The sequence below is a fragment of the Nocardia abscessus genome (genome assembly GCF_015477775.1).
GTDB lineage: Bacteria > Actinomycetota > Actinomycetes > Mycobacteriales > Mycobacteriaceae > Nocardia > Nocardia abscessus_A.
Map to the genome: position 1 here is coordinate 163782 of NZ_JADLQO010000011.1, position 25845 is coordinate 189626.

Annotated in this window: 23 protein-coding genes; 15 read left to right on the forward strand and 8 right to left on the reverse strand. The window is 65.3% G+C overall.

The annotated features are described in order from the left end of the window. Positions 1–121: 121 nt before the first annotated feature. Together IU450_RS25790 and IU450_RS25795 are read right to left on the reverse strand one after the other, a co-directional pair. Positions 122–1210 (reverse strand): helix-turn-helix transcriptional regulator, encoded by a 1089-nt coding sequence (locus IU450_RS25790; RefSeq protein WP_195152329.1) that lies wholly within the window; start codon positions 1208–1210, stop codon positions 122–124. A gap of 100 nt (positions 1211–1310) precedes the next feature. After that, a complete protein-coding gene (locus IU450_RS25795) occupies positions 1311–2276 on the reverse strand; it encodes an AraC family transcriptional regulator (RefSeq protein ID WP_324197824.1) in 966 nt (321 codons plus the stop codon). Between the two features lie 213 nt (positions 2277–2489). Here IU450_RS25795 and IU450_RS25800 point away from each other — a divergent pair, with 213 nt between their 5' ends. The 5 genes from IU450_RS25800 to IU450_RS25820 are packed head-to-tail and all read left to right on the forward strand — an operon-like array spanning position 2490 to position 9266. Continuing rightward, positions 2490–2699 carry a hypothetical protein gene (locus tag IU450_RS25800; RefSeq protein WP_195152330.1) on the forward strand — a complete coding sequence of 70 codons (210 nt, stop codon included), beginning with the start codon at positions 2490–2492 and terminating at the stop codon, positions 2697–2699. A gap of 25 nt (positions 2700–2724) precedes the next feature. Beyond that, a complete protein-coding gene (locus tag IU450_RS25805; RefSeq protein ID WP_195152331.1) occupies positions 2725–4767 on the forward strand; it encodes a hydantoinase/oxoprolinase family protein in 2043 nt (680 codons plus the stop codon). A gap of 1 nt (position 4768) precedes the next feature. Continuing rightward, positions 4769–6742 (forward strand): hydantoinase B/oxoprolinase family protein, encoded by a 1974-nt coding sequence (locus IU450_RS25810; protein ID WP_195152332.1) that lies wholly within the window; start codon positions 4769–4771, stop codon positions 6740–6742. Then, a complete protein-coding gene (locus tag IU450_RS25815) occupies positions 6742–7758 on the forward strand; it encodes a zinc-binding dehydrogenase (RefSeq protein WP_195152333.1) in 1017 nt (338 codons plus the stop codon). The genes IU450_RS25810 and IU450_RS25815 overlap by 1 nt, the downstream gene beginning before the upstream one ends. 32 nt (positions 7759–7790) lie before the next feature. Continuing rightward, on the forward strand, positions 7791–9266 hold the full coding sequence (locus tag IU450_RS25820; RefSeq protein ID WP_195152334.1) for an aldehyde dehydrogenase family protein: 1476 nt from the start codon (positions 7791–7793) through the stop codon (positions 9264–9266). Positions 9267–9407: 141 nt separating this feature from the next. Here the strand turns inward: IU450_RS25820 and IU450_RS25825 are convergent, their stop codons facing one another. Together IU450_RS25825 and IU450_RS25830 are read right to left on the reverse strand one after the other, a co-directional pair. Beyond that, positions 9408–10397: a quinone oxidoreductase family protein gene (locus IU450_RS25825; RefSeq protein WP_195152335.1), complete on the reverse strand. Its 990-nt coding sequence runs from the start codon at positions 10395–10397 to the stop codon at positions 9408–9410. Between the two features lie 85 nt (positions 10398–10482). After that, entirely contained in the window at positions 10483–11382 is a 900-nt protein-coding gene (locus tag IU450_RS25830; protein ID WP_195152336.1) for an SDR family NAD(P)-dependent oxidoreductase, read from the reverse strand. 496 nt (positions 11383–11878) lie between these two features. Here IU450_RS25830 and IU450_RS25835 point away from each other — a divergent pair, with 496 nt between their 5' ends. Beyond that, the gene (locus tag IU450_RS25835) at positions 11879–12898 is read left to right on the forward strand and encodes an SDR family oxidoreductase (RefSeq protein ID WP_228835113.1); all 1020 of its coding nucleotides are present in this window, start codon (positions 11879–11881) and stop codon (positions 12896–12898) included. A 57-nt stretch (positions 12899–12955) separates the two neighbouring features. After that, positions 12956–13891 carry an alpha/beta hydrolase gene (locus IU450_RS25840; protein ID WP_195152337.1) on the forward strand — a complete coding sequence of 312 codons (936 nt, stop codon included), beginning with the start codon at positions 12956–12958 and terminating at the stop codon, positions 13889–13891. A 53-nt stretch (positions 13892–13944) separates the two neighbouring features. Here IU450_RS25840 and IU450_RS40040 read toward each other — a convergent pair whose 3' ends face one another. Next, positions 13945–14214 carry a LysR substrate-binding domain-containing protein gene (locus IU450_RS40040; protein WP_228835114.1) on the reverse strand — a complete coding sequence of 90 codons (270 nt, stop codon included), beginning with the start codon at positions 14212–14214 and terminating at the stop codon, positions 13945–13947. Between the two features lie 192 nt (positions 14215–14406). Between IU450_RS40040 and IU450_RS25850 the strand changes: the two genes are divergently transcribed. From IU450_RS25850 to IU450_RS25870, 6 genes are all read left to right on the forward strand, one after another. After that, positions 14407–14619 (forward strand): hypothetical protein, encoded by a 213-nt coding sequence (locus IU450_RS25850; RefSeq protein ID WP_195152339.1) that lies wholly within the window; start codon positions 14407–14409, stop codon positions 14617–14619. Between the two features lie 1713 nt (positions 14620–16332). Continuing rightward, positions 16333–18414, forward strand: a complete 2082-nt coding sequence (locus tag IU450_RS25855; protein WP_195152340.1) for a hypothetical protein — start codon at positions 16333–16335, stop codon at positions 18412–18414. 11 nt (positions 18415–18425) lie between these two features. Then, the gene (locus IU450_RS25860; protein ID WP_195152341.1) at positions 18426–19748 is read left to right on the forward strand and encodes a hypothetical protein; all 1323 of its coding nucleotides are present in this window, start codon (positions 18426–18428) and stop codon (positions 19746–19748) included. A gap of 11 nt (positions 19749–19759) precedes the next feature. Next, the gene (locus IU450_RS25865) at positions 19760–20518 is read left to right on the forward strand and encodes a hypothetical protein (RefSeq protein ID WP_195152342.1); all 759 of its coding nucleotides are present in this window, start codon (positions 19760–19762) and stop codon (positions 20516–20518) included. Between the two features lie 583 nt (positions 20519–21101). After that, positions 21102–21218, forward strand: coding sequence for a TetR family transcriptional regulator C-terminal domain-containing protein (locus IU450_RS41360; protein WP_416382903.1), 117 nt, complete (start codon positions 21102–21104; stop codon positions 21216–21218). 45 nt (positions 21219–21263) lie between these two features. Further along, positions 21264–21503 carry a transposase gene (locus tag IU450_RS25870; RefSeq protein ID WP_195152343.1) on the forward strand — a complete coding sequence of 80 codons (240 nt, stop codon included), beginning with the start codon at positions 21264–21266 and terminating at the stop codon, positions 21501–21503. A gap of 319 nt (positions 21504–21822) precedes the next feature. Here the strand turns inward: IU450_RS25870 and IU450_RS25875 are convergent, their stop codons facing one another. Together IU450_RS25875 and IU450_RS25880 are read right to left on the reverse strand one after the other, a co-directional pair. Further along, positions 21823–22221, reverse strand: a complete 399-nt coding sequence (locus IU450_RS25875) for a hypothetical protein (RefSeq protein WP_195152344.1) — start codon at positions 22219–22221, stop codon at positions 21823–21825. 177 nt (positions 22222–22398) lie between these two features. Further along, positions 22399–22593 carry a hypothetical protein gene (locus IU450_RS25880; protein WP_195152345.1) on the reverse strand — a complete coding sequence of 65 codons (195 nt, stop codon included), beginning with the start codon at positions 22591–22593 and terminating at the stop codon, positions 22399–22401. Between the two features lie 290 nt (positions 22594–22883). On the opposite strand from IU450_RS25880, the gene IU450_RS25885 reads away from it, so the two are divergent. Further along, the gene (locus tag IU450_RS25885) at positions 22884–23411 is read left to right on the forward strand and encodes a DUF3885 domain-containing protein (protein ID WP_228835116.1); all 528 of its coding nucleotides are present in this window, start codon (positions 22884–22886) and stop codon (positions 23409–23411) included. A 379-nt stretch (positions 23412–23790) separates the two neighbouring features. Here IU450_RS25885 and IU450_RS25890 read toward each other — a convergent pair whose 3' ends face one another. Then, entirely contained in the window at positions 23791–24555 is a 765-nt protein-coding gene (locus tag IU450_RS25890; protein ID WP_195152347.1) for an SDR family NAD(P)-dependent oxidoreductase, read from the reverse strand. Between the two features lie 123 nt (positions 24556–24678). On the opposite strand from IU450_RS25890, the gene IU450_RS25895 reads away from it, so the two are divergent. Next, on the forward strand, positions 24679–25824 hold the full coding sequence (locus IU450_RS25895; RefSeq protein ID WP_195152348.1) for a thiolase family protein: 1146 nt from the start codon (positions 24679–24681) through the stop codon (positions 25822–25824). The last annotated feature ends 21 nt before the right edge of the window (positions 25825–25845 follow it).

Genomic DNA, 25845 nt, shown 5'->3' on the forward strand with positions numbered 1-25845 from the left:
CCGTGCCGTGTGCGGCGGCAGTGCTGCCGCTCTATGTCACACGTCACTTTTCCGCTCGGCGGGCACGACGACATCTGGCGCGGGTGGGAGATTCGTACGACCTTCGGCCGGTTCGGTGTCATCAGGCGCGCAGCGACCCGGACGAGTTCGAGTTCCGCAACCAGATCGACACCGCTTCCGCGCGATTGGCGGCACCCAGCTTGCGCAGCACGCGGGTGATGTGGGTTTTGACGGTGCCCTCGGAGATGGTGAGCTTGCGGGCGATGCGGGCGTTGGAGTCGCCCTCGGCGAGCAACCGGACGATCTGCACTTCCCGGCGGGTCAGCACGGCGTCGTCGTCACGGCTCAGCGCGATCGACTCCGCGATAGCGTGCCGTGGCGCCGACCACCGGCCCAGCCCGTCGAGCTGGGCACGAATCGCCGACATCCCCTCCAGCACCGACAAGCGCGCCAACTGCTGGCTCACCCCCTGAGCGAAGGCCGACAACAGCAGTTGATCGACATCGTCGAGCGCGCGCTGCTGGTGATAGCAGTCCCCGTGCACGAGGCCGACCACCTCACCGTCGACCAGCAGCGGTGCGATCCCGTACGAGGAGGACTTGGTGATCGCCGCCAGCGGGCGGTTGACTCGCGGATTGTCTTGCACCTCGTGGACGAGTACCGTGCGGGCGTCGACCACCGTGTCGTTCTCGACCAGCCCGTGGTCGAGGATCGGCGGGTTCTCCCGCCCGACCGCGACAATATCGGCCGCCCACTGGGGATCGCGGACGACGTGCATCGTGTGCAGTCGCCACGCGCCGTCCACGGTGGAGACCAACGCGCGGTCGAACCCGAGGCCGCAGGTCGCTTCCGGGATACGGGTGAGCAGCGAATCCACGGTGGTCGCCGAACTCACTTCCGACAGCGCGGCGTGCACTTCGCTCAGCCGCCGGGTCCGGTTCGCGAGCCGCATCTGTGCCTGCATCGATTCCGCCGCCCTGATCCGGTCGAGAAGACCGATCAATTCGGCCAGCCGCGCGGGAGAGGAGCCGTCGGTTTCGCGCAGTGCGCGGGTGGTCACCACGTCCCAGAGTTCGCCGAGGTTCCAACCACCGGTGGGTCGGCGATTCTCGGCGGGATCGCGGTCGAGCACGGTGTACGCGTGCTCGGCGATCTCGGTAATGGTGGCGTTCAGCTCAGCGACACTGCACTGATTCGATGCGCTGCGCATACTCGGCTCCTGTAATCCGCCAGTATTAAATAAAATATAGTGACCTCGGTATGGAGGTCTGCGGTCGTGCCGCCTCCTGGCTGTGGCCCGGTGCGGCTGGTCAGGGACTGGAGTCGAGGCCGCCGCGGCCCGCGGTCTCCGACGGCAGTTCACCGAACCTTTCGCGGTACTGCTGTGCGAAGCGGCCGAGATGGAAAAAGCCCCACTTCATCGCCGCGTGGCTCACCGAAACCACGCGGCCGGAAGACAATTCGTCACGCACCCGGTCGAGTCGCACGGATCGGACATAAGCGCTGGGCGACATGCCTACCGCGTCCCGGAAAGCCAATTGGAGCGCCCTGGCGGTGACCCCGGCGCGGGCGGCGAGTTCGGCGGTCGAGATGTCGGCATCGGGATGAGCGTGGATGTAGGCGACGGCCTCGCGCACTCGCGCGTGTCCGATGCTCGGCGCGGAACCGGTCAGTATCGGTGTCAGCTGGCTCGGTGCGGTGAGCAGAATCTGTGTCATCAGCGTCGACTCGAGTTCGCGGCAGGCCAGCGGCATCGTCGACACCCCACCTTCGCGGGCCAACTCGTCGTAGACGAACCGGGTCGAGGCCAGTAGAGCGCGACCCGCGGGGGAGTCGATGGGGAAGGTGAGATCGAACAGGACCGGCTCGGTGTCCCGGCGGCCGAGCAGCCGAGCCGCGTGGCGTTCGAACGGGACGCGGCGCAGATTGATGTGATAGTGCGCGGCGTCGGCGCTCCAGCGGATGAACACCGGCGCGTCGTGCACGAACGCCACTCCGGCCTCACCCGCGCCGAAGGATCGGCGGGTGCCGTGTTGTGCCACCGTGCTCTTCCCTGCGATGGACAGATTCACGTGATAGCACGTCCGCATCGGTGGTCCGTCGATGCGCGCGTCGGTGCCGTAGGCCATCCGGCCGACGGTCAGACTTTCCGACCGCACTGTCTCCAGGGCGAAGTCGATCCCGCGACGCTCGTCGAGGACGAGCTCGTGGTGGGCGAAGGTGGCGGCCACGTGATCGTGGGCGGCGGCCGGATCTTCCGTGCGAAAGGTGCTCACGCACGCCACGGGTGCTGACGACAACGGCAGACCCTCCTTTCAGGCGTGATGGGTATCACATAATGAATATAATATACTTTCCGCAATTCGAATCATGCTTCGCTCGACGGACAGTGTGCCTTCGCCGGGCGGATTGTGACCCAGGTCTCCCGATCCTACCGTCGTCCTCACGGCACCCGGCCGCACACTTCATCGCCGTAGGAGGACCCAGCCATGGCTGACGCACCGACACCACTCGAGGTGAACCGCGAACCCCGCGACGGCACCTGCCCACGATGCGGCGCCGCCGAGCTGCGCGCGTACCCCGTCGTCGCCGAACAGGGCTGGGTGCAGGTCGTCAAGTGTCAGCAGTGCCTTCACTCCGTGTCGCGGGAACCGTGGCACCGGCTCGGTCCCATCCAGCTGCTCGCCGACCTCGTCTGAGCACCGAATCATTTCAGGAGTCATCATGATCGCAGTCGATGTGGGCGGCACGTTCACCGACGTCGTCGCTTGGCGCGACGGGCGTATCCACACCGCCAAGATCTCCACCGACTACGCCGAGGTCGCAGGCCCGGTACTGCGTGGCGCCGAGGTGCTCGGTGTAGCCGATGCGGCGGTGTTCAACCACGCCAGCACGCACGGCCTCAACGCCGTCATCACCCGCCAGCTGCCGAAGATCGGCTTCCTGACCACGGAGGGCCACCGCGACATCCTCGACATGGGCCGCGTGTGGCGCCCAGCCGAGGCCATCCTCGACCCGCATTGGCGGCGCAGTTTCGGCGACGCCTCCAGGCCGCTGGTGCAGCGCTACCTGCGGCGCGGCATCCACGAGCGGATCACCGCCGACGGCGGAGTGTTGTTCGCACTCGACGAGGACCAGGCCAGGACCGAACTCGAGGCGCTGCGCCGGTGCGAGGTCGCCGGCGTCGCGATCTGCCTGATCAACGCCTACGTCGACCCCGTGCACGAAGTGCGGCTGCGTGAGCTGGTGCGTGAGGTGCTCGGCGACGTGCCGTGCTCGATCTCGAGCGAGGTGTCGCCGCTGGCCAAGGAATACGCCCGCGCCTCCACCACCGTGATCGACACGCTGATGAAGATCATCTACTCCGATTACACCGCGGGCCTGGAGAAGGGCCTGAGCGAACTCGGTTTCGCCGGTCAGCTCAACTTCGCCGACTGCGCGGCGACCCTGGTCCCGTCGGCTCAGGCGATGGAGCAGCCGTTCCGGATCGTGTTCTCCGGTCCTGCCGCCGGAACTGTCGCCTGCGCGCACTTCGGCGCGCTGATCGAGGAGAACGACCTGCTGTGTGCCGACGTGGGCGGCACCTCGTGTGACATCAGCGTGGTCAGCGGCGGCGAACCGTTCGTCAACACTACCTTCGAACTCGAGCACGACCTCGTGGTCAACGCCCTCGCCAACGACATCTCCAGCATCGGCGCGGGCGGCGGCAGCATCGTGTCGATCGGTTCCGCGGGCGAGATCCAGGTCGGCCCCGACAGCGCGAGGGCGCAGCCCGGACCGGCCTGCTACGGCCGCGGCGGCACGCAACCGACGACGACCGACACCTGCCTGCTGATCGGGATCCTCGCCGCCGACGACTTCGCCGGCGGCGAACTGCAGCTCGACGCCGACGCGTCCCTGCGGGCCTTCGAGTCCCTCGACACCGAGCTGGACCTGGCGCATCGGGTCCGCTACGCCTACGAGATGGCGGTCAACAACATGGCCGAGGGCGTGTTCAACGTCGCCATCAAGAACGGTGTCGATCCCCGCGACTACAGTCTGGTCGCCTTCGGTGCCGCGGGCCCGATGCTGCTGCCCGCGGTGCTCGACACCGTGCAGTGCAAACAGGTGATCGTGCCACCGAATCCCGGCCTGTTCTCCGCGGTCGGATTGCTCTCCACCGACCAGGTTTTCACGGTGGACCGCAGCGCGTACCTCATGCTCACCGGCGAGGCCGCCCCCGCGATCGACGCCTTGTTCGCCGAGATGGAGGAACAGCTGCGGGCGCGCACGGGCGGCGGGTCGGTACGGATGCTGCGCAGCATGGACGCGCATCTGGCCGGGCAGAGCTGGGAGACCCCGTTCGTGCCGGTGCCGAGCGGCACGATCGACGAGGCCGCCGTCGCCACCATGGTGTCGGCCTTCCACGACACCTACGAGGCCCGCTCGGGCAACCGCTTCGAGATCATGCCCGTCGAAGGCGTGACGTTCCGGGTGCGCGCGGTGCTCGACACCCCCAAGGTCGAATACGCCGCGCTCCCGGCTCGGTCCGCGGCCGACGGGCCGCTCACCCCGATCCGCACCGTGACGCTGCGGTACCTGGGTGACCTCGACGCGGACGGTGTCGGCGCCCAGCAGGCCCAGGTCTACGACCGCACGAGCCTGCGAGCCGGCGATGTGCTCGACGGCCCCGCCGTGGTCGAGGAAGAACTGTCGACCACTCACGTCGGCGCGGGCCAGCAGGCCACCGTCGGTGAGTACGGCGAAATCGTGATCCGGAGGAAGTGACATGTCCAGTCCGACCATCCCCACCGCCCCCCGGCTGCGGGACCTCACCGATGCCCAGTTCCGCGACCGCTACGGTGCCGACCGGTTCAGCGCCACCGTGATCACCAACCGGCTGCGCTACGCGGTCGAGCACATGTCCACCGGTTTCATGCGTGAGGCGTTCTCGCCGATCATCCGCGACTGGTACGACTTCGCCTGCACCATCAGCGGTCCCGCGAACAAGGGCTATCCGATGGCCGTGGTCAGCAACAGCCTGGTGGTTTTCCTCGGCACCATGGGCGACGCGGTCCGCAACGCCGTGGAGGAGTACGGGCCCGAGAACCTGCGTCCCGGTGACGTCCTGATCTGCAACGACCCGTATCGCGGCGGCAGGCACGTGAACGACGTGGCGTTCACCCGGCCGGTGTTCGTCGAAGGGGAGATCGTCTCGTTCGTCACCATGTGCGCGCATCAGCTCGACATGGGTGGCACGGTGCCCGGCGGTTTCTCGGCGACCAAGAGCAATGTCTACGAGAACGGGCTGGTGATCCCGCCCATGCTGCTGTGGTCGCAGGACGAACCGGTGCGCTCCACCTTCAGCCTGATCTTCGACAACACCCGCTGGGGCGGCATGTTGCTGCCCGACTTCAAGAGCATCTTCCAGCAGTTGAAGCTGGGGGAGCGACTGGTGCTGGAGAACATCGACCGCTACGGGCTCGAGGCATACCTCGGCACGTTGGACTACTCGTGCGACACCTCCGCCGAGCGGATGCGCGACGCGATCGCGCTGGTACCCGACGGCGACTACGCGGGCTCGGCGCTGATCGACGCCGACGGTCTCGACTACACCGTCGACTACACCGTGCGGGTGCTCGTGCGCAAGCGTGGCGAGGACATGGAGATCGACCTGTCAGGCACCTCGCCTCAGGCCCGGACCTGCATCAACTGCGGTGTCCTCGACGCCAAAACCGCTGTGGGCGTTGCCCTCACGATGCTCCTCGACCCGAAGGTGCCGTTCACCTCGGGCACCTGGCGCAACGTCGACATCGCGGTTCCGCCGGGCACCATCGTCTCCTCGCTGCCGCCCGACGGCGGCATCATGATGTTCTGGGAGGCCTCGGGAGCCGTCGCGTCGGCGATCTTCGACGCGCTCAATCCGATCCTCGGTCGACACGGCGTCGGTGGTGACTACGGGTCGACCAATACCCACAACGCGTCCGGTCTGCGGGCCGACGGCACCCCGTGGACCTCGGCCACCCAGTGCGGCGGCGAGCACGGACCCTGGGGCGCCACCCACGTCGGCGACGGCGACAGCTACACCGTCCTGTTCACGCTCAACAACCTCGACCCCGCGACCGAGACGATCGAACGCGATTCGCCGGTGGTGCTGTTGCGTAAGGAACACGCCATCGACACCGGCGGCGCGGGCACCTTCCGCGGCGGGGCGGCCAATCTCAAGGACGCGCTGTGGCTCACCGCGGGTGCACACTACCTGTCGCCCTTCCGCACCAAACAGCCCTCGGGCGTGGGCGCCAACGGCGGACAGGCCGGGCCCACCGGGGCGATGTGGCTGTTCCCCCCGAGTGACGCCGGCGCGACCCCGAACCTGCTCGGCACCGACCCGCAGGTCTACGCCGACAGCGTGCCCGTCGCCGGGGTGCTCGACCCCGACACCAAGGCACTGGACCCGGTCGACGGCCGCTACCACTACTTCGCCGCCGAACAGGTGTGGGCGACGGGACCGAACACGATCCTGCGGTGCCTCACCAATGGTGGCGGCGGATGGGGCGATCCGTTGCAGCGTGATCCCGAACGGGTGCTCGCCGACGTCCGCAACGAGTACGTGAGCATCGCGGGCGCCGCGCGCGACTACGGGGTCGTCGTCGAGGGCGACCCGCGCCGGGACCCCGAGGGCCTGCGCATCGATCACGAGGCGACAGCGCGGCTGCGTGCCCGCCCCCTGAGCCTGATTGCCGTAAAGACAGGAGACAACTGATGAAGGGGATCGTGTTCCCGGGAGACGGGACGACGGTGCTGAAGGACTTCCCCGAACCCGAGCCGGGCCACGGCGCTGTGGTGGTGAAGATCCGCGCCTCCGGGATGTGTGGTTCGGACCTGCACTTCTACCACGGCGCTTTCGATTTCGACCACGCGGTGATCCAGGGTCACGAACCGTGCGGTGAGGTGTACGCGGTCGGCGCGGGCGTCGACCCGGCCCGGTTCGCGGTCGGTGACCGGGTGATGATTCACCACTACTTCGGCTGCAACACCTGTCGTCGTTGTCGTGCGGGCTGGCCGCAGATGTGTGAGACCGCGCCGGGCAAGACCATGGCGGTGCACGTCAACGGCGGTCACACGTCCTTCGCCCTGGTGCCGGTGGCAGCGCTGCTGCCGATGCCCGAGGGGCTGTCGTTCCAGGCGGGCGCGGCCATCGGCTGCGGCACCGGGACGGCGTGGGGCGCGATCAAGCGGGTCGGTGGCGTCGCGGATACGACCACGGTCGTGTTCGGGCAAGGGCCGGTGGGACTTTCGGCGACGATGTTCGCCGCGTCGATGGGCGCCCGGGTCATCGCCGTCGATGTCGACGATCGCAGGCTCGCCGAGAGCGAACGCTTCGGTGCCGATCTCGTGGTCAATTCCCGCGAGCGGTCGGTGGCCGAGGTGGTCGCCGAACACACCGGTGGCCGGATGGCCGATGTCGTGCTGGAAACGTCGGGTCGGGCCGGTGACGACGCCCTCGCCGTGCTCGGCACCTTCGGCCGGGCCGTGTTCATCGGCCTGCCCGGTCACGTCGAGTTCACGACCCAGGCCGTCTACAAGAACCAGTGGACGCTGATGACGTCCTGGACCATGTCGACGATCGAGCAGGCACGCTGCGCCGATTACGTCGTCGCGCACAAGCTTCCGGTCGACAGCCTCTATTCGCACACCTGGACCATCGAGCAGGCCGAGGAGGCCTACCGGTGGTTCGACAAGCAGGACGCGGGCAAGGGCGTCTTCCTGTTCGACTGACCGCCAAGCCTTTCGCTGACTCGGAGAGAACTATGACCACCACTCATTCAGAGCCGGCGTTCGTCGGCACGGCCAAGCACAACCTGATCGGCGGGCGCTGGGTGCCCGCCGCCTCGGGCGAGACCATCGACGTAGTCAATCCCGCCACCGGTGCCACCATGGGCGCCATCGCCGCGAGCGGCGCCGCCGACGTGGACGCCGCCGTCGCGGCCGCGCGCGCCGCCTTCGAGGGCGAATGGAGTCGCTGGACCCCGCACCAGCGTCGCTCGCTGATCCTGCGCGTCCACGACCTGGTCCTCGAGAACTTCGAGGAACTCGCCACCATCGAAACCCTGGACATGGGCGCCCCGCTGACCCGGACCCGAGGCCTGCGGGAGTGGACCTCGCAGGTGCTGCAATTCTTCGCCTCGCAGGTCGACGCGGGCACGGCCAGCACTCCGCCGAACTCGCTGCCCGGCGATTTCCTGACCCTGCGCTATCGCGAGCCTGTCGGCGTGGTCGGCGGGATCATCCCGTGGAACGGCCCGCTCATCGGCCTGTGGTGGATCTTCGGTCCGGCACTGGCGACCGGCTGCACGGCCGTGCTCAAGCCCGCCGAGGACGCGTCGCTGTCGGTGCTGCGGGTGGCCGAATTGCTCACCGAGGCCGGTGTTCCCGACGGTGTCGTCAACGTGGTGACCGGCTACGGCAAGGAGGCAGGCGCGGCACTGGCCGAGCATCCCGGCGTCGACCGGATCGCGTTCACCGGTTCGGTGGGCACCGCCCAGACCATCGTGCGCGCCTCGGCCGGGAACATGAAACGGCTTCAGCTCGAGCTCGGTGGCAAGTCGCCCGACATCGTTTTCGCCGACGCCGATCTGGACCTGGCGGTGCCGGGCGCGGCGATGGGCGTGTACACCAACAGCGGCCAGGTCTGCGTCGCCGGAACGCGAATCTTCGTCCAGCGTTCGATCCACGACGAGTTCGTCTCGCGCATGGCGGAATTCACCAAGACGATCCGCGTGGGCGACGGCCTCGACCCGAACAGCCAAATGGGCCCGCTGATCTCACAACGCCAGCTCGACCGGGTGCTGAACTACATCGACATCGGCTCCGGTGAGGCCGAACTGGTCAGTGGCGGTAAGCGGCTCGACGGCGACCGCGCGTCGGGATTCTTCGTCGAACCCACCGTCTTCGCCTCCGCCACCAACGAGATGACGATCGCGCAGGAGGAGATCTTCGGCCCCGTGGCCACGGTGATCCCGTTCGACGACATGGACGAGGCGCTGCGCCTGGCCAACGCGACCCCGTACGGGCTGGCCGGCGGTGTCTGGACCGGCGATCTCGGCACCGCGCACAAGGTTTCGCGCGGTATCAACGCAGGCACGGTCTGGGTCAACTGTTACGGCGTCCTCGACCCGTCGGTCGGCTTCGGCGGAACGAAGATGAGCGGCTACGGCTGGAAGGGCGGCCGCGAACACGTGGAGAGCTACCTCTACCCGAAGGCCGTCTACATGAACCTGGGCTGAACCGCCCAGCGAGAATGGCCGGGAGACAGTGTGGTCTCCCGGCCATTTTCCTGTTCGTCGAGGATCAGCGAGTCACGTGCAGGCGTTCACGATCCCGGAGCGGGTCGGCGAGGAAAAGCGCCGCCACAGCGACGCCGATCCTCACCCGTTCATGCTGATCACGACTTTGCCGACTGCTTCGCCCGAGCGCAGCCGATCGGCGGCTTGCTGGAACTGCGTCAGATCTACGGTGCGGTCGATCACCGGTCGGATCTGTCCGCGGGCGACGGCGGGGATCACCTCGGGCAGGAGCCCGGCGATGACGTCGGCCATCTCCTGGTCGCGGGTGAATCCGAACGAGACCCCGTGCACCGTGAGGTGGCGGTAGGACAGGGCGTCGAGGTCGATGGTGGAGGCCGGGCCGGCGAGGCGGCCGATATTGAGGACGTGGCCGTCGACCTTGGTCGCGGGCAGGCATTGGGCGAAGGTCTGGCCTGCGATGTGGTCGAGAACCACGTCGACGCCCTGGTGGTCGGTCGCGTCGAGGGTGGCCTGAGTGAGGTCCTGCTCGTCGGTGACAATCACGGTGTCGACACCGGCCTTTTCCAGCAGGTCGCGTTTCGTGGCGGTGCGGGTGGTGCCGATGACCTGGGCGGCGCCGAGGGCTTTGGCCAATTGGGCGCCGATGAGTCCGATGCCGGTGGAAGCGCCGGTGATGAGCACGCTCTGGCCCGTGGTGAAGCCGGCGGTGGTGAGTGCGCCGTGTTCGGTGAGCAGGCCGGTCGGTAGCGCGCACGCGACGGCGGGGTCGAGGTTGTCGGGGCGGGGGAGGACGAAGCGTTGATCGGCGACGACGTATTCGGCGAACGACGACGGAATCGACCCCATCACGTGGTCACCGACCCGCCAGGTGTGGACGCCGTCACCGAGTGCGACTACCTCACCGGCGTATTCGAATCCCGCGATGAACTCGTTGCCGTGTCCGCCGTGGGTCGGGTCGGCCTCGGCGAGCATCGGCAGGTCGGCGTTGTTGGTGGCCGCGGCCCGGTTGCGGATCAGGATCTGGCCCGGTGCCGGCTGCGGGCGTGAGACTTCCCGGAGCACCCAGTCGGGGCCGATTCCGGAAACGAGTGCGCGCATCGTGCCGGTCAATCTGTGCTCCTCCGGTGGCTGGGTCAGCGGTGCGTAAAGAGCTGCGGCCGGGGTGAAGTGGCTGTTCACCCCGGCCTGGACCCGGTCAGTCGAACAAGTCGAGAAGTGATCCCTCGTTGTCCGTGCCGATTATTCCGACCGGCTTGCTGCTGGCATCATCGAGGATCGCGACGAGGTTCGCCTGGATGTCCTCCGGCGTTGCCTCGGGGTTCGTATAGCCGTCGTTCATCGTGAGTGCGAAGCGCTGCATCAGACCACCCTGGCTGAGGAGTGTCTCGCCGGTGATGGAACAGTCCTCATGCGCGAGATAAGCGACAGTCGGGGACACCATTGCGGTGGTCATGGTCTTCTCGAGCTTCCGTTTGAGATCGTCGGGGATCTCCGCCTCCGCCGCCATTCGCGTGTAGGCGGTGGGGGCGATCGCGTTCACGCGAATACCGACTTTGAGCGCCTCCATGGCGAGTGTGCGGGTGAACGAGAAGATGGCGCCCTTGGAGGCGACGTACGCGCTCTGCTGTTCGAACCCGACCAGCGTCGGCGAAGCGGTGTTGACGACTCGCCCGGCGCCCGACGCGATGAGATGCGGCCATGCGGCGGCCGTCACGGCCGCGGTGCCGAGGAAGTTGACCTCGATGTGCTGCCGGATGCCTTCGATCGCATCCGGGCCGAAAGGCGTCATGTGGTTGATGCCGGCATTGTTCACGACGATGTCGAGACGCCCGAATGCCTCGATCGCGGTCTGCACGATCGCCTCGGCGCCGGTCGACACACTGTCGTAGTTGGCGACGGCCTTCCCGCCCGCCGCGATGATCTCGGAGACCACGTCGTCGGCCGGAGAGGTATCGGACCCTTGCCCGGCGGCAGAAGATCCGAAGTCGTTGATCACGACCGATGCTCCCCGTGAGGCCAGCAGCAGCGCGTGCGAACGGCCGAGCCCCCGGCCGCCGCCCGTGACGATGGCGACCTTCCCGTCAAAACGCAACATGGTCTCTCGCTTCCCTCCATGCGTGGCATGGACGCAGGTTGACGGGACGCGGGGCGGCCCATCAGAGTCTAGAATATATTTAATAGTATATGTGGGGCAGAGTGTGTCGACGCAAGAGATCGGGCGAAATCAGTTGACCTCACCAGGTCCGCTATCCACGGATAGTGCCCCTCCGGCTGAGCGGTAGCCCGATCGGATCGACCATCCACCGTCGGTGTATCTGCCCGAGGACCAACCGACCGGGCTGCTCGACCGATGGCCGGCTGAGATCTGGGAACCGGGACAGAGCGACGCCTCACCGGCGGCCTTCTCATCGGTTTCGATCCCGCTCCCGTCAAGAGCTGATCGACCCCGGCCTCCCGCGCTCACGACTCGGGAGGCAGCGGCAGGGATTCTCTGCGCGCTGATTCGGAGTCGCCGAAGTGGGTACGCCTACCGTGACCCGAATTAAACATAATGCTTAATTTCGCTTGAAGTCGAACTGGAGGAATCACGGATGGCAGGTATCAAGCTCCGACCCCTCGCGCAGCAGGTGGCCGTCGTCGCCGGCGCATCCAGCGGGATCGGTAGAGAGACCGCGCTTCGGCTGGCCGCCGCCGGAACGAAGGTGGTGGTGGCGGCGCGCAACGAAGCGGGGCTGGCGACCCTCGTGCGCGAGATCGAGGAAGCCGGTGGGGAGGCTGCGTATGCCGTGTGCGATGTCAGCGATCGGGCTCAGGTCGAGTCTGTTGCCGAGTTGGCGGTGGCGAGGTTCGGTCGTATCGACACGTGGGTCGCCGTCGCGGCTGTGGTGGTCTACGCGGACTTCGAACACACCACACCCGAGGAGTTTCGTCGGCTGATGGACATCAACTTCATGGGACAGGTGCACGGGTTCCAGGTGGCGCTCCCGCATCTGCGGCGGGCGGGCGGCGGTGCACTGGTGTCGGTCGGGTCGGGTGAGACGGTGATCTCCATGCCGCTCAACAGCGCCTATGCCGCGTCCAAACATGCTGTCGAAGGGATGCTGGACGCGCTGCGGCGCGAGCTGCAAGCCGCGCACACGCCGATTTCGGTGACCAGTATCAAACCGGCCGCGATCAATACGCCGTTCTTCAACAACGGCCGCAACAAGATGGAGGTGAAGCCGAAGGGCGCCCCACCGTTCTACGACCCGGCTGTGGTCGCCGATTGCGTTCTGTTCGCCGCCGCCCACCCGGCCCGCGATCTCTACGCCGGCGGTTCGGCCAAGCTCATGAAGGTGACACAGCATCTCACTCCGCGAGTGGCCGACGTCGTTCTGGCCAAGTTCGGTATCCCGATGGAGCAAACGAAGGACGCGGCGACCGAAACCGATGGCAATCTCTACGAGCCCAGCGGGGACGCACGCGTCCAGGGGGACTTCGGAAAACAAGCGCTGCCGTTCAGTCCCTACACCTGGCTGGCGACCCACCCCACCGCACGCCGCCTGCTCTGGGCCGGTGCGCTCGGCGGGCTGGGAACGCGATGGGCCGCCCGCGCAAGGACCGCCGTGTAAGCACCGACGCACAGTGCGCCCGACTCGGAAGCTCCGACGCGACGAGAGAGGAAGCTCATGACAACCGACAACATCGAACACGTTCGAATCAAGGCCCTGGCCTGGGATCTCGCGGCCGACATCTACTATCCACCGGAATTCGACGCCGAGCGGAAATACACCACCATCATCAGCGCCCATCCGACCGGTAGCTGCAAGGAACAGACCGCGGGCAACATCTATGCCACCGCGCTGGCCCAGCGGGGGTTCGTCGCGATCGCCTTCGACGCGAGCTTCCAGGGTGACAGCGGCGGCGAACCGCGCCTGATCGAGGACCCCGGCTTCCGTGCGGAGGACTTCAGCTACGTCATCGATTACCTGGTCACGCAGCCGTGGGTCGACGAGAACCGCATCGGGGTGCTGGCGATCTGTGGTGGCGGTGGCTACGCCGTCAGCGCCACCATGACCGAACGCCGCATCAAAGCCCTGGGTACGGTCACCGCCGCCAACGTCGGGCGGCGGATGCTCGAGGGATTCACCGAATACGACCCGCTGGGGGCGCTCGAGGCGATGGCCGCGCAGCGCACGGCCGAGGCCCGTGGCCAGGACGAGCAGGTCAACGATCTGCTGCCGCCGTCGCCGGAAGCTGCCGAGCAGGCAGGTCTGACGGATGTCGACCTGGTCGAAGCGACCGAGTACTACAAGACCGATCGTGGGCGTAAACCCAACGGCCGCACCAGCTTTCTGTTCTCCCACCAGGCTCGCCTCGTCGGCTGGGACGCGTTCACCCGCGCCGAGATCCTGCTCACCCAGCCGTTGTGCATCGTCGTCGGCGACAAACCCGGCGCGTTCGGCGCCTACCGCGACGGGTTCGAGCTCTACCAGCGTGCCGCGTCCACCGACAAGGACCTCGTCGTCTTGGAGGGCATGACGCACTACGACCTCTACGACAAGCCCGAAGCGGTGTCGCAGGCGTTGGACCGCCTCGTGCCCTTCTTCAAGGACCATCTCTGACCTGTGGCTCTGACGTGAGAGCCGGGGTCGGCGCTCCTGCCGCCGAGCCCGGCTCATCGGTCCTGTGCCAGCTCGTTCTCGTCGATCGGGCGGGTGAGCAGCTGTTCGATGAGAACCTTCGTGGCAGGGCTGAATTCGCGGCCGCGGGCGGTGGCGAGGTGGATCCGCCGTTCGGCCCAGGGCTCGGCGAGGTCGAGCGCGGCGACGCGGCCGGTCCATTCGTGGCCGACCAGGCATTCCGGTTGCACGGTGACGCCGAGCCCGGCATGCACCACGCTGATGGCGGCGCCACCGCTGCGCATGGACGTTGGGACATAATCCAAGGAAGGTGTACTTCCGTACATTCTGGTTCGAGGACGAGAACCGCACCGCGCTCCGGGCGAGCCTTCTGCGCCACGAGGGTTTGGCAACCGCCATCGTGTCCATGGCGGAACTTGCCCTCGACATGGCGGAAAACAGCCTCTACGGGCATGCCCAAGATGTGCGCAATACGGGGGACACACAGGTTCGTCCTCGTGCATCACGGCCTGGCGGACGTCGAGAGCACCGTAACCATGCAGGCAATTACGCTCGACGCGATGCGCGAGACCTGCCGCCAGTCGCTGACAGTGGCTCGTGCCGCGTTCCTCTATCTCCTCTATCTCATCGCTTTGCTCGAAGTCTTCGAGGCGGGGAAGTCCGCAGCCGGCGGCGTTACCGTGCCGCTATATCTTCCAGATGCCTTCTGAATCTGCGTGATCGGCTGGTGTATTGGCTGATCAAGGCCGAACACAGTCTCATGTCCGGCCTTGGGGTGGCAGTTGGATCTATTGGCGGTCAACCCTGTTCAGTTCGCCTATGGGCGGATTGGGCTCTCGTCGGGTTCGCGCTCGACTGTTCAGCACCGAAATTATGCGGCAGCGATTGCGTCCCACAGGCTCTGTGCCGCGAGTGCAGCCGCTTCAAGTGAATCGTTCGATGGTAGGGCGCGATCTCAGCGAGATCGGTTGAGCAGTCCCGTCCTGAATGAGGCCCAGTATTCGGCCTGGTAGACCGCCTCGGAAGGTTGACCCAGCCGCGTCGATACCTCTTTTGACGGTGGCGTTTTGGAGGTGAATTCGACCATCGGAGATGAATCGCTCTGTAATTGGGCTCTCACCAACCTCGAGACGTTGCCCTGTAGTGTGATGCCGTCCGGATTGTGCAGTCGAGCGCCCTTGAGGCTGAGAGTGTCTCCTACTCGCGCGCTGATGAGTCGCACTTGCCCAAGCGTTTCCAGCGACGCGGCGAAGAGTGCCCCTTGCTGCCAAGGCGTACTCCGACTTCTCTTCGTTCTCCTTGCCGGGATGGCGCAACACCGCACCAGACATTCTCGAGGTTCCATCGATGCGTGCCGCCCGACCTCACCGGTGTCGCCTCCCATATCAGCCTGCCGGGCTGGACCCCGCCGGTGGACGGTGTCGCCGGGACGATCACCTTCGCCCCCACTACCGGCTCCGCCGTTGTCGGCCCCGACCAGGGCATCACGGCACGCCACCGCCGACGACGGCGAAAGTGCCTGCGCCAAAACCGCATCCGTTACCCACGACCAGTGCTCGGGCGCGACGGTGCCGCGTAGCTGACATTGGATCAGTGGAATCGAGTACGCCTGATATACGGGCGAACGCCAACACGCCTTGCCCGAGCCTGGCCCGGCGACCGATAGACACCGACCGGTCGGCTACACGACGGTTTGAGGTTTGCGCCTGTGGCACAGTGCATTTCGGTGTCGAAAACCGTTTCCAGATGGTAAAGTGGTTCACGTCACCGTAGCAATACATTCGAAGAGTTCCTGCTGGGATCGATGAATGCCGGCAGACAATCACCCCAAAGGTGCGCGGCGCCGATGGGATAGAGCCGTCGATGCCGTTCGGCTCAGTACATCCCGCTGTAGTTGATGGGCCCGCTCCAGGGTGCTCGTGCAAGTGGAGCGAATGGAGATCGGTGGCAGCGCCACCAATTTCGTCGATGCCGTATGCGTCCGATTGTCGCCGGCCGGCCAGTGGCTGTGCTGTCACGGGACCGCCGTCGAGTGACAGCCCGTTGGGCTGCTGGCAAGGAGGCGCCGAGATTTCTTTGGAGTCGATGAGCTGTTGATACATGGCCGTCCTCTGGTTGTATTCAGATGACGTGATGAATCATGCGGATTCAAGTTCGGCACGAAGGTCGACGCGATCAAACTTATCCGACGTGGTGACCTGGCCGATTATGACATTTGAATCGCAGATCTTCGCCGTACGACTGTGGTCGTGGGTTGATTTGTTTCGGCGAGTATGTGGTCGACTGGCTAGGGAAAGGCGTGGTTTAGGGTGAATGCAGGGCAGACGGATAGCGTCCAGGATGCTCCCGTGCAAGGGGGTGAGAGTGCTCTGGCATGGTCAGCGGCGAATGTACCGAGTTCGGATGCCAGGAGTACGCGATATGTGACGCGCCGGGCGACGAGTTTCGAACCGTCACGTACCTATCAGCAATCGCTTCAGTTCGAGCTCATCGAAGAAGTGGCGACACCGAATACGCCGGAACGAGGGCGAGCTGTTCGAATCAGCACTCGTGGCACGGTGCTCGATACCGCCCGCCTACGCCGACCATTCGTGGACGGCCAGTGGGCGACGCACTCCATGCTCGCAGGACGGTTCACGCCGGATGGCCTGAAGAACAGTCGTGATCTCGCGCATGACCATCTGAAGGACAACGGTCACATTCTCGAGAATTTCGCGATGACCATTCAACCGGCCACTCCGTCCGCAAGTTCAGGAGTTCAGAACGGTAAGGATTGGATCCTCGGTGACTACTCACCGATCACCCACAACGAGGCCGAGACTGTCAGCACTTCCACAACCATCGGCGCAAGCGTGGGTTTCTTCGGCGACGTCCCCACGGCAGGGTTGAGCTACGCCTACACAAGCGGTGCATCGTGGACACTCAAAGACTACGAGTTGGTGGCTGCCGGCGGCACAACAGAGGAGGGCCCGTGGGTTTCCTGGTCGATCAAGCGCAGTCAAGACCGTAGCGATCCGGACCTAGCTCATTCTGCGCTGTCTCCGCATTTCGAGGCGGTGTTCCATCTGGGGTCCAGCGCGGCAACCGAGCGTTTCTCGGCATTCAATGTTCTGACGACGGTCACCGTCGACAAAGCGACGAAGAAAGTCTTCTACCTGCCGCTCGACTATCTGTCGTTCGGCTGGCTTATTCCGAATCGATACAAGAAGATCGAAGTCGATCACCAGTACCACTTTCCGATGCAATTCGTGCAGTCGTACGTGATCGACTGGGATCGCGGGAAGGTCGACATAATAGGTCCGGACATCTCGAGAGACGCCGGAGCTCTTGCGTCGATCTTGGCGGTGGAGGAGTTTTCCATTAGTGAACCATATCTGGCAGTAGTTGCTACGACGCCGATGCCGAAGGAACTGCACGATCCACCCGCGATGGTACAAGTCGTCGACTATTTCCGCCAAATGGAGGACCAAGGAGAAGGTCACGACATCGGATTGATGTTCGAACTGCCGGTGGACGGATTGGCCGGGGCAACACAGTTGCCGGACCGCCGCCGGAGATTCCGGTATCGCGGGGAGTCCCCGGTGGGAACCCTGGTGATTCCTCCGGCCGATGCGCAAGGAGTCAAGAGCGCGGAGATCGCTATCCCGACCGAACGGCTCGGACAATACTACGACGGCTTCAACATCGACGGTATCAATATCGCTCGATACGAGTGGATTCGTCCTCGTCGTTCGGTGATCGTCGATCACGACATAGCCGGCAAGTGCGCCGTGTGGATCGCCCCGCGCGGCTTCCGTGGCGGTGTGTGCAGCATACCGCCCTCCGGCCCCGGCGGACTCGCCCAGATGTTCGTATCCGACCTGGGGTTACCCGAGGTCCCCGACGCGATCGTCGGCTACTACAAAGGACTGGCACAAGCCCCCACCCGGTCCTTCGCATTCTGGCGAGACTGCCTCTACACCCTTACTTCACGTATGCGGCCCGGTGACTCTGTCCCGGAGATGAGCCTGGAAGACCCGGTGCCACTGTCGGTTTTGGCGTACCCGCCGATGAACCGTGATGTGGACTGTGCCTACAGTTTTTACGACACTGTCACCAACACAACCAAAGTCGTTACCATAAAAGACACCACCGTTTTCACCTGGACCCTCGAGGAGAACGGGAATCTCAGGATCATCGAGGGTGAATCCGACATCATGGTGAACCTCCCCAGGGTCATCACCACTCTCGACGGCAGGCTCGACGCGGTCATTCCGGTGGCCGGCCCCGAAAGGCATTGGTATGCCTTCGGCGGTCGCATGGTGGCCAAGATCGATCAGCACGGCAAGCCGATCGACCAGCTCAAACCCTTCGAGCAGGTCGTCGCCGAGCCGCTTCTCTTCCAGGGGCAACTGAGCCCGGACTATCTGATCGACGCCTACGGCCAGATCAGCGTAGAGAAGGAAGGACAGCCCAGCGTGTACGACCTCGTCCTGCATACCCCGTCCAGCTATATACCAGCCTGAGAGGTGGACGCATGTCAGGCACGTCACCCCGGGAGATCACGCTGTGGTTCGGCCGCCACCCCAATTCGCGCACCGATATCACCGTGACCGTTCGCGATCTCGGCAACGGTATCGCCCTACTCGACCGCGACGTCGCAGACCTACTGCACTCGCTACGTATGGACGTCGGCAGTGATATTTATCGAAAGCTTCTCAATCGCAGATACCTGCACCGACGCGGGAAGCGCGCATCCGCATGGCCCGGGACGGTCGGATTCGAAAGGTACGGCCGAACGCTACTGGAGATGCTGGTCGAAGACCTGCACAGCGGCAGGACGCCGTCCGCGAGGAAGCTGGTCGAATCGTTCTCGAAGTTCACGCCGATCCCCGAGGGGTTCAACCTGTCGACATCGGACACCTACGATCCGACCCGGTTTCGCGACCAGTGGAAGCGCGATCCGGTCACCGGACGCAACCTCCAGATCCTCGAGCTTCCACCCGGCGACGGCAGATCCTATGGCGAAAACAGTGGTGTTCGCGTCATCATCGCCAACGGCGGTGACGTCGCCAATACCGGCGTCATCCCCGGGGATCGCAGCTGTGCCCGTAACTGCCGCGGGACCTGGTCCATCGTCTCTCTTCCGCACGGTTTGCTCCTGGAAACCGAGGATCGCATCATCCGCCCGGACATCATGCTCGGCACCCTGCTCCGAACCGCCGCCAGCCTGCAGTCGGGAAGTTACGACGACACCATCGTGGAACTTCCCATCAGAACAGGTCCCCGGAAACGGTATACCCGTGATACCGCACTGTCGTATCTCAGCTCCTTCGAGATCCTGGGCAACCAGAGCGCGCTGAATTATTACAATCAAGGAAACAGGCGCTCTGCGGGCCATCAATCGCCCGCACCGATACCCGTCACGTGGATCGCGGCCGAAGTAGCGGAGAAATTCAACGCTGTCCTGCGAAATGTAACCCACGAACAGACGATGACGGACACCGGTCTCGCCGACCTGATCCACCGAGCGACCCAGCTAGCCGCCTTGCGAGCCGATACGGCTGAGATCAACGAAGCCCTCCTGAGTACCGAGCGCGGACTCACTCCCCGTATCTCACCAGCGTTCTCCTCCGGATCGAGCTGGATCTATCAACACCGGCTTCTCGACAATCCTCACCTGCTGACCAGAGCAATCCTCGAAGCGCCGCAACGCTCGGGGCTGCACGAAAAGCTACTGACGAGCCGTGAGCTGGTGTGGAAGAAGGCTGTCGAACCTATCGTCGGGAACGTACCCGACGCACAGGAGTACATGCGCGACAACATAATCGGTCTCACGACAACCGGAGCCAACCTCTGAAAGTGCACACCATGCCATCCAACTTGCATCAGGTACTGGCCCGAAAAGCCGAACTCCGCCGGCACACCCTGCTTCCCATCCGGGAAGACCCCGAACCCGAGCAGGCCGAGAAAGGCCTGTTCCCCAGAGACATCGAACTCGTCAGGAATCTCGGACATAGAATCGAGCCTCTTCTCACCTATTTCGAGCAACACGCCGATGAAATCAGGGAAAATCGCAGGCTCCTCGCCGAGCTACCCTTCGACATCGCCGCACCGATAGATTTCGACGAGCGCGCTATGCCCCGGACATCCGACATCGCGGTCATCGGAAGGCTGTCAGGCACCGAGAAATTCAGGGGAGAGCCAGGGTACAACGTCCTCTGGGCTGATGACTGGTCGATGTTCCTCAACCACCGATGGGTACACGAAGCCATCGACACCGGCCAGATCGTGTTCGTGGCTTCCGATCCGGCCACTCAGTTCTATGACACCCCATCCAATGAAACCGAACCACCGGAGACACCATGGGGACGAGCAACGGTCTTCTATAGAGAGTTCCGCAAATTCGAAGATTCAGGCTACCGATATGTCGAACACGAGAACCGCGAATTCCTCATCCCACCCAGACCCGAATCATACGCAACCGATGAACCGGATCCGAATTCACCAACCACTTCGGCCGACCTGGACGCGGCCATGCGCGCCGGAAACGAACATCCCGCCAACGACTATCTCTGGGCTCACCTCCCCGGCTTCGGTACCGGCCCGGCATGGGACCTGCTGAGCTGACACAACAACGACCACCGTTACTCCATTTTCGTAGTCCCGCAACGGAGCTGCGGGTGGCCACGCCCGGTTCGACTCGACCTCTCGAGTTGCCGCCCGGCGGAATATGGAACCCGATACTGCGCCCCTCGAGTCGCGCGCACCGGCCGCCCCCACGCCCAGCAACGGGCCGCGACAGCGCCAACTGTCTCCGGTGATCTCGCATGACAAGATGCGCAGGGGTACAGGAACGCATCAGCGACCAGGGCGTGCTGAACCTGCTGCGGGCAATGCCGCGCGCGAGAGTGATGTAGCAGGGCTCCGTGCGCCGGGAGTGGACCGGAAGCCGCGCACGGCGGGCCCGCCACATCAAGGCCATGTATTCGACGACGACCGGTGCGGTCGGCGTGAGGCGGGGCAGCCGCCCACTGCGTCTGGCGCTCCTCGTGATCCAGATAGCCGATCACACTCATCAGGACTGCTGCGCAGATCCGGTCGGGAAGCGGGACGTCCTTCACCCGATCGGGCGTGGACGGTGACCCGCTCCGCGACCCTTGTATGGGCCAGGTTCTAGCCCGCACGGCGCGCGCCGGCCGGAATACGTCGAGTGCGAGCACTGGCGGAGTCGTGGCTCGATTACGCGCCGAAGCCGATTTTCGGCGGCGGCTGCTTTCTCCTGTCGACGGTCTCCGAGTTCGATGCGCGGCCAGGGCGAACGAGGTGAATCGATCGGCTCCGTGGTCGGGGCCGATCGTGCATCATGTCGTCCGTGGCGACCGCGATCGGTGATCGATACCTGGTTCTGACCGACAAACAGTGGGAACTGCTGGAGTTGCTGCTGCCGAAGTCCGAGGGCCACGTGAGCCGTAATTTCGCCAACAATCGCTTGGCGGTGGAGGGGATGCTGTATCGGCTGCGTACCAGTCTGCCGTGGCGGGATCTGCCGGAACATTTCGGGCCGTGGCAGACGGTGCGGAAACGCTACCGCCGCTATGCCGCCGACGGCTAGGAGCCTTCCTCGAACTGCACGAGTCCGAGCCTAGCGAAGAACACCATCAGGTCGGTATCTGCCCGAGATATGCTGGCTGACTCGTGGTGTCCGACGACGCGAAGCCGACGCCGGTGAGGAGTATCGCGGCCGCTGTTGCCGCCGCGGTAGCAAGGATACGGCGCATCGCTCAGCTGAGGCCGTATCCGAGTCCGAACGTGACGGCCAGCCATCTGAGGAACGCGTGGAGGCCGACGCCGATATCGAGGCCGAAGGAGCCCATCGATCTCATCTCCTTCCGAGATCGAATCTTCTGCGGTTCCCCGACCTATTCATAATTTTATCGCTGGCACAGCCTTGCCGCATTATCGATCGACGCTGATGGGAGGTTGGTCGGCGCGGTCGGTGGCGCGGGCGCGGCCGGGGGGATGGGGTCGCAGGCGCGGTCGGCCTCGAGGGTTTTGAGATGAGGTGTGAGGCCGGTCAGGCCGGTGAGGCGGGTTTGGCTGTAGTGGGTGCCGACGAGCCGGACTTCGACTTCGCAGTCGTCCACGGTGTCGGTCGGTAGCGGGCGGTCGAGGGTGGACGCGATCGCCGGGACCGGTTCGAGGCCGCGGCCGAGATGGCTTTCGCCGGCGTCGGACGGTCCGTAGATCCAAGCGAGGGCTTCCGGGCCGGAGCATTCCCCGAGGAAGGTCCAGCCGCGTACTCGCATCATGATGTCCAGCCCGGCGAACACCGCATGTCCGCCGCGGGTGCCGACCGACCGCAGGGTGTTCCCAGCGCCTGCCGGACGGTGGGTATCGGCGATGCCGGATATGCGTGCGCATCGCCGCGACCCACGCCGCCTCGCCGCACCCCAGCAGACACGCCCACCGGTGTCGCTGGATTTTCCGGCGCCGACCGGGTGCCCGGCTCAGCGCCCGGCAATCCGGTCGAAGACCAGCTCACGGCGTAGGCCAGCGGGGTATTCGAGGACGCGGTGGCGGCGGGAGCGGCAAGGCGCGCTGCGATCAAGCAGGCTCAGCGCGTCCCCGACCAACGCCTCGTGGGCCAATCCGATCGAGGCCCAGTTCGGGCCGCTGCGCGCCTTCACCATGGGCGATTCCAACCAGCCCAACCACACTGTGCTCGCCCGGCACCTGCAGGACTACCTGCGCCGGCGCAACGCCAACGCCCGCCACCCCGTCATCCTGGCAGTGCAACGCCGAGAACGTGCCCGCGTCCGCAGCGAACGCCAGCAACGAGGGGGCCGACCACGACCCACACGACCGCAGCCTGACCAGCAAACGTGCCACCAATGTTCGCGGTCAACATACATAACCTTGCGGATACTGTGATCGGATGTGCAGTGACGATCTGTTGGAGCTCTGGCAACGACGTTGGCCGCGGTGCCCCCCGTTGGCTGATGAGCTCAAGCATGCCTTTCGGGATCGATGGGTACGGTTCCATAGCCTGCCCGGGTCCAAGCGCTATCCCGGCACTGCCGACGAGTACAGCATCGTGCTCGACCGGTACAACACGGTCCTGAACGAGTTGTTCACCGGGCAAGAGGTCTACCTCATCACTTGCGACTGGTCCAACCGTCCTGAGCCCGGCGCGCGACCCGATGACCGCGCACAGTGGCATCCCGGTGCCCGCTACTGGACCTCTGTCTGCAATGACCCAACCGAGACCGACGCCGAGTTCATCTCCTACACCCACCTATTCCTCAGCCAGATCCCCTGGCAGCACGGCGCTGTAGACGACCTTCTGCGCGCCGTAGCCGACGATGCAACCGCAGGGGCCATGATCGCTGATCTGTCCTTGGAGCGGATTCACCATCCCTACGATGGCGGCACGGACGTTCTGCTGCCCACAACCGCCGAACGGGACACACTCATGCACCGGCACGCGAGCTGGCTTTCCCATCACCCCGAAGGTTTCTGAGCTTGTCATCGATGACAGCTACTCTCATCCTGACTTGTCCACCGGCCGACTGACCTCGCCGAGCATGTCCAGCGCCTGATTCCGCGTCAACCTGATCACGAAGTCATTCCTCAGCCATCCCCGAGGCCACTTCCGATCAACACCGCGAACATTTGTGGTCAACGCACTAGACACTCGGCGACCAGGGATAACCACCCTGACATCGGCCCCTGGTGCGAGGTGTCAGATCTGTTGTAGAGCGCCTGCCAGGTTGCGAGTTCGCTACGGAAGGTGTCCAAGTCCAGCTCAGAACGTCGGTCATCGACCGCGTCAGTGTAGAACTCGCGGAATCGTTGCCTCGGGTAGCGGGGCGTGTCGCATCCGCCTGCCGTGGCGGCGGCTACTTCGGTGGGAAGCGCAGGGCGCCGTCGAGCCGGATGACCTCTCCGTTGAGATAGTCGTTCTCGATGATGGCGGTGGCCAGCTTGGCGTATTCCTCGGAACGGCCCATGCGCTTGGGGAACGGCACCTGCGGGCCCCAGTACGCCTCCAACTGGTCGGCGGCTTTGCCGTAGGCGGGGGTGTTCACGGTGCCCGGAGCGATCGTGACCACGCGGATGCCCACCGGCGACAGGTCGCGGGCGGCCACCAGGGTCATTCCGACCACGCCGCCTTTGGCCGCGGAGTAGGGGAGCTGCCCGATCTGGCCCTCGAACGCGGCGATCGATGCGGTGTTCACGATGACGCCGCGCCCGCCCTCCTCCAGCGGATCGGTCTTCGCGATCGCGGCCGCCGAGAGGCGCAGGACGTTGAACACGGCGGTCAGGTAGAACTCGATGGTGGTGCGGAAGCCGTCGAGCGACAGCGGCTCGCCGTCCTTGCCGATCAGGCGGCCGCCGGTCGCGGGACCGCCGTGGGTGTCGACCGAGATGCGCAGCGGCCCCAGCGATTGCGCTTCCGCGATGGCGGCGAGCACGGAGTCCTCGTCGGTGGCGTCGGTGTGCACATAGCGGATCCCGAGTTCGGTCTCGAGCTGCTTGCCCTTCTCGTCGGCGACGTCGGCGACCACGATCTTCGCCCCCGCGGCGTGCAGGCGCCGCACCGTCGCCTCACCCAGACCTCCGGTTCCACCCACGACGAGCGCGGAGCTCCCACTTATCTGCATGGCGTAATCCTATCTTGCAACTGTGGCTCTCGTTTTGAGAAAATAATGTTCTCATGACTCTCTCGGCATGATCACCGAAAAGTCGCCGCGCCGCAATCGCGTCGCCCGGAATGGAGGCCTCCAATGCCCGAAGCCGTCATCGTGTCCGCCCTGCGGACGCCCATCGGTACCGCACGGAAGGGAACGCTGCGCGACACCAACGCCTTCGACCTGGCCCACCATGTGGTGGGTGCGGTCGCCGATGGCCTCGACCGGTCCCGTATCGATGACGTCATCCTGGGCGAGGGGCGCTACGGCGGCGGCGTGCTGGCTCGGCACGCGGCCGTGACCACGGGGCTGACCACCGTGCCGGGCTTGGCGCAGAACCGGCACTGCGCGGCGGGGATGTCCGCGGTGCACACCGCGGCGGCCGGGATTCGCGCGGGCATGGACGAACTGGTGATCGCGGGGGGCGTGAATTCCGAGTCCACCGCACCCAAAGCGCGTTTCAGGGTCGGCGAGGACGAGTGGATCGATCCGTGGGTGTCGCCGAGTCACCCGGATCGCCCGGACGCTCCCGCGCTGGACATGTCCATCACCGTGGGCTGGAACGCCGCGGTCAAGGCGGGCATCTCGCGTGCCGACCTGGACGCCTGGGCCTTGCGCTCGCACCGCAACGCGATCGCCGCCATCGACGAGGGCCGGTTCAAGGAAGAGATCGTGCCCATCGAGACCCCGCACGGGCTGTTCGACACCGACGAGCATCCTCGCCGCGACACCAGCCCGGAGAAATTGGCCTCGCTCAGAGTGCTGCACCCGGAGATCGAGGGCTTCTCGATCACCGCGGGCAATGCGTCCGGGGCCAACGACGGCGCCGCGGCGCTCGCGATCGCCAGCGACCGCTTGGGGTTGCCCGCGCTGGCCTATATCCGTTCGTGGTCGTCGGTGGGCGTCGATCCGGCCGACACCGGCCTCGCGCCGATCGAGGCGATCACCAAAGCGGTCTTCCGGGCAGGTATCTCGCTGTCCGCGGTGCAGCTGATCGAGATCAACGAGGCTTTCACCTCGGTGCCGATCGCGGCCATCCGGGCGCTGGACCTGGACCCGGAGAAGGTGAACGTCAGCGGGAGCGGTTGCTCGCTCGGGCATCCGGTGGCCGCGACGGGAGCCAGGATGATCGTCACGCTGGTGCACGAATTGCGGCGTCGCGGTGGGGGTCTCGGCATCGCGGCGATGTGCGCCGGCGGTGGCATGGGCGCGGCAACGGTCATCGAAGTTCCCGCTCCGTGATCGGATCGGGCAGCCGCGCAC

What these genes read in the sequence shown, in the direction of transcription:
- IU450_RS25790 (WP_195152329.1), bottom strand. Translation starts at nt 1,210, where the DNA reads ATGCGCAGCGCATCGAATCAGTGCAGTGTCGCTGAGCTGAACGCCACC.
- IU450_RS25800 (WP_195152330.1), top strand. Translation starts at nt 2,490, where the DNA reads ATGGCTGACGCACCGACACCACTCGAGGTGAACCGCGAACCCCGCGAC.
- IU450_RS25805 (WP_195152331.1), top strand. Translation starts at nt 2,725, where the DNA reads ATGATCGCAGTCGATGTGGGCGGCACGTTCACCGACGTCGTCGCTTGG.
- IU450_RS25810 (WP_195152332.1), top strand. Translation starts at nt 4,769, where the DNA reads ATGTCCAGTCCGACCATCCCCACCGCCCCCCGGCTGCGGGACCTCACC.
- IU450_RS25815 (WP_195152333.1), top strand. Translation starts at nt 6,742, where the DNA reads ATGAAGGGGATCGTGTTCCCGGGAGACGGGACGACGGTGCTGAAGGAC.
- IU450_RS25820 (WP_195152334.1), top strand. Translation starts at nt 7,791, where the DNA reads ATGACCACCACTCATTCAGAGCCGGCGTTCGTCGGCACGGCCAAGCAC.
- IU450_RS25830 (WP_195152336.1), bottom strand. Translation starts at nt 11,382, where the DNA reads ATGTTGCGTTTTGACGGGAAGGTCGCCATCGTCACGGGCGGCGGCCGG.
- IU450_RS25835 (WP_228835113.1), top strand. Translation starts at nt 11,879, where the DNA reads ATGGCAGGTATCAAGCTCCGACCCCTCGCGCAGCAGGTGGCCGTCGTC.
- IU450_RS25840 (WP_195152337.1), top strand. Translation starts at nt 12,956, where the DNA reads ATGACAACCGACAACATCGAACACGTTCGAATCAAGGCCCTGGCCTGG.
- IU450_RS25860 (WP_195152341.1), top strand. Translation starts at nt 18,426, where the DNA reads ATGTCAGGCACGTCACCCCGGGAGATCACGCTGTGGTTCGGCCGCCAC.
- IU450_RS25865 (WP_195152342.1), top strand. Translation starts at nt 19,760, where the DNA reads ATGCCATCCAACTTGCATCAGGTACTGGCCCGAAAAGCCGAACTCCGC.
- IU450_RS25890 (WP_195152347.1), bottom strand. Translation starts at nt 24,555, where the DNA reads ATGCAGATAAGTGGGAGCTCCGCGCTCGTCGTGGGTGGAACCGGAGGT.
- IU450_RS25895 (WP_195152348.1), top strand. Translation starts at nt 24,679, where the DNA reads ATGCCCGAAGCCGTCATCGTGTCCGCCCTGCGGACGCCCATCGGTACC.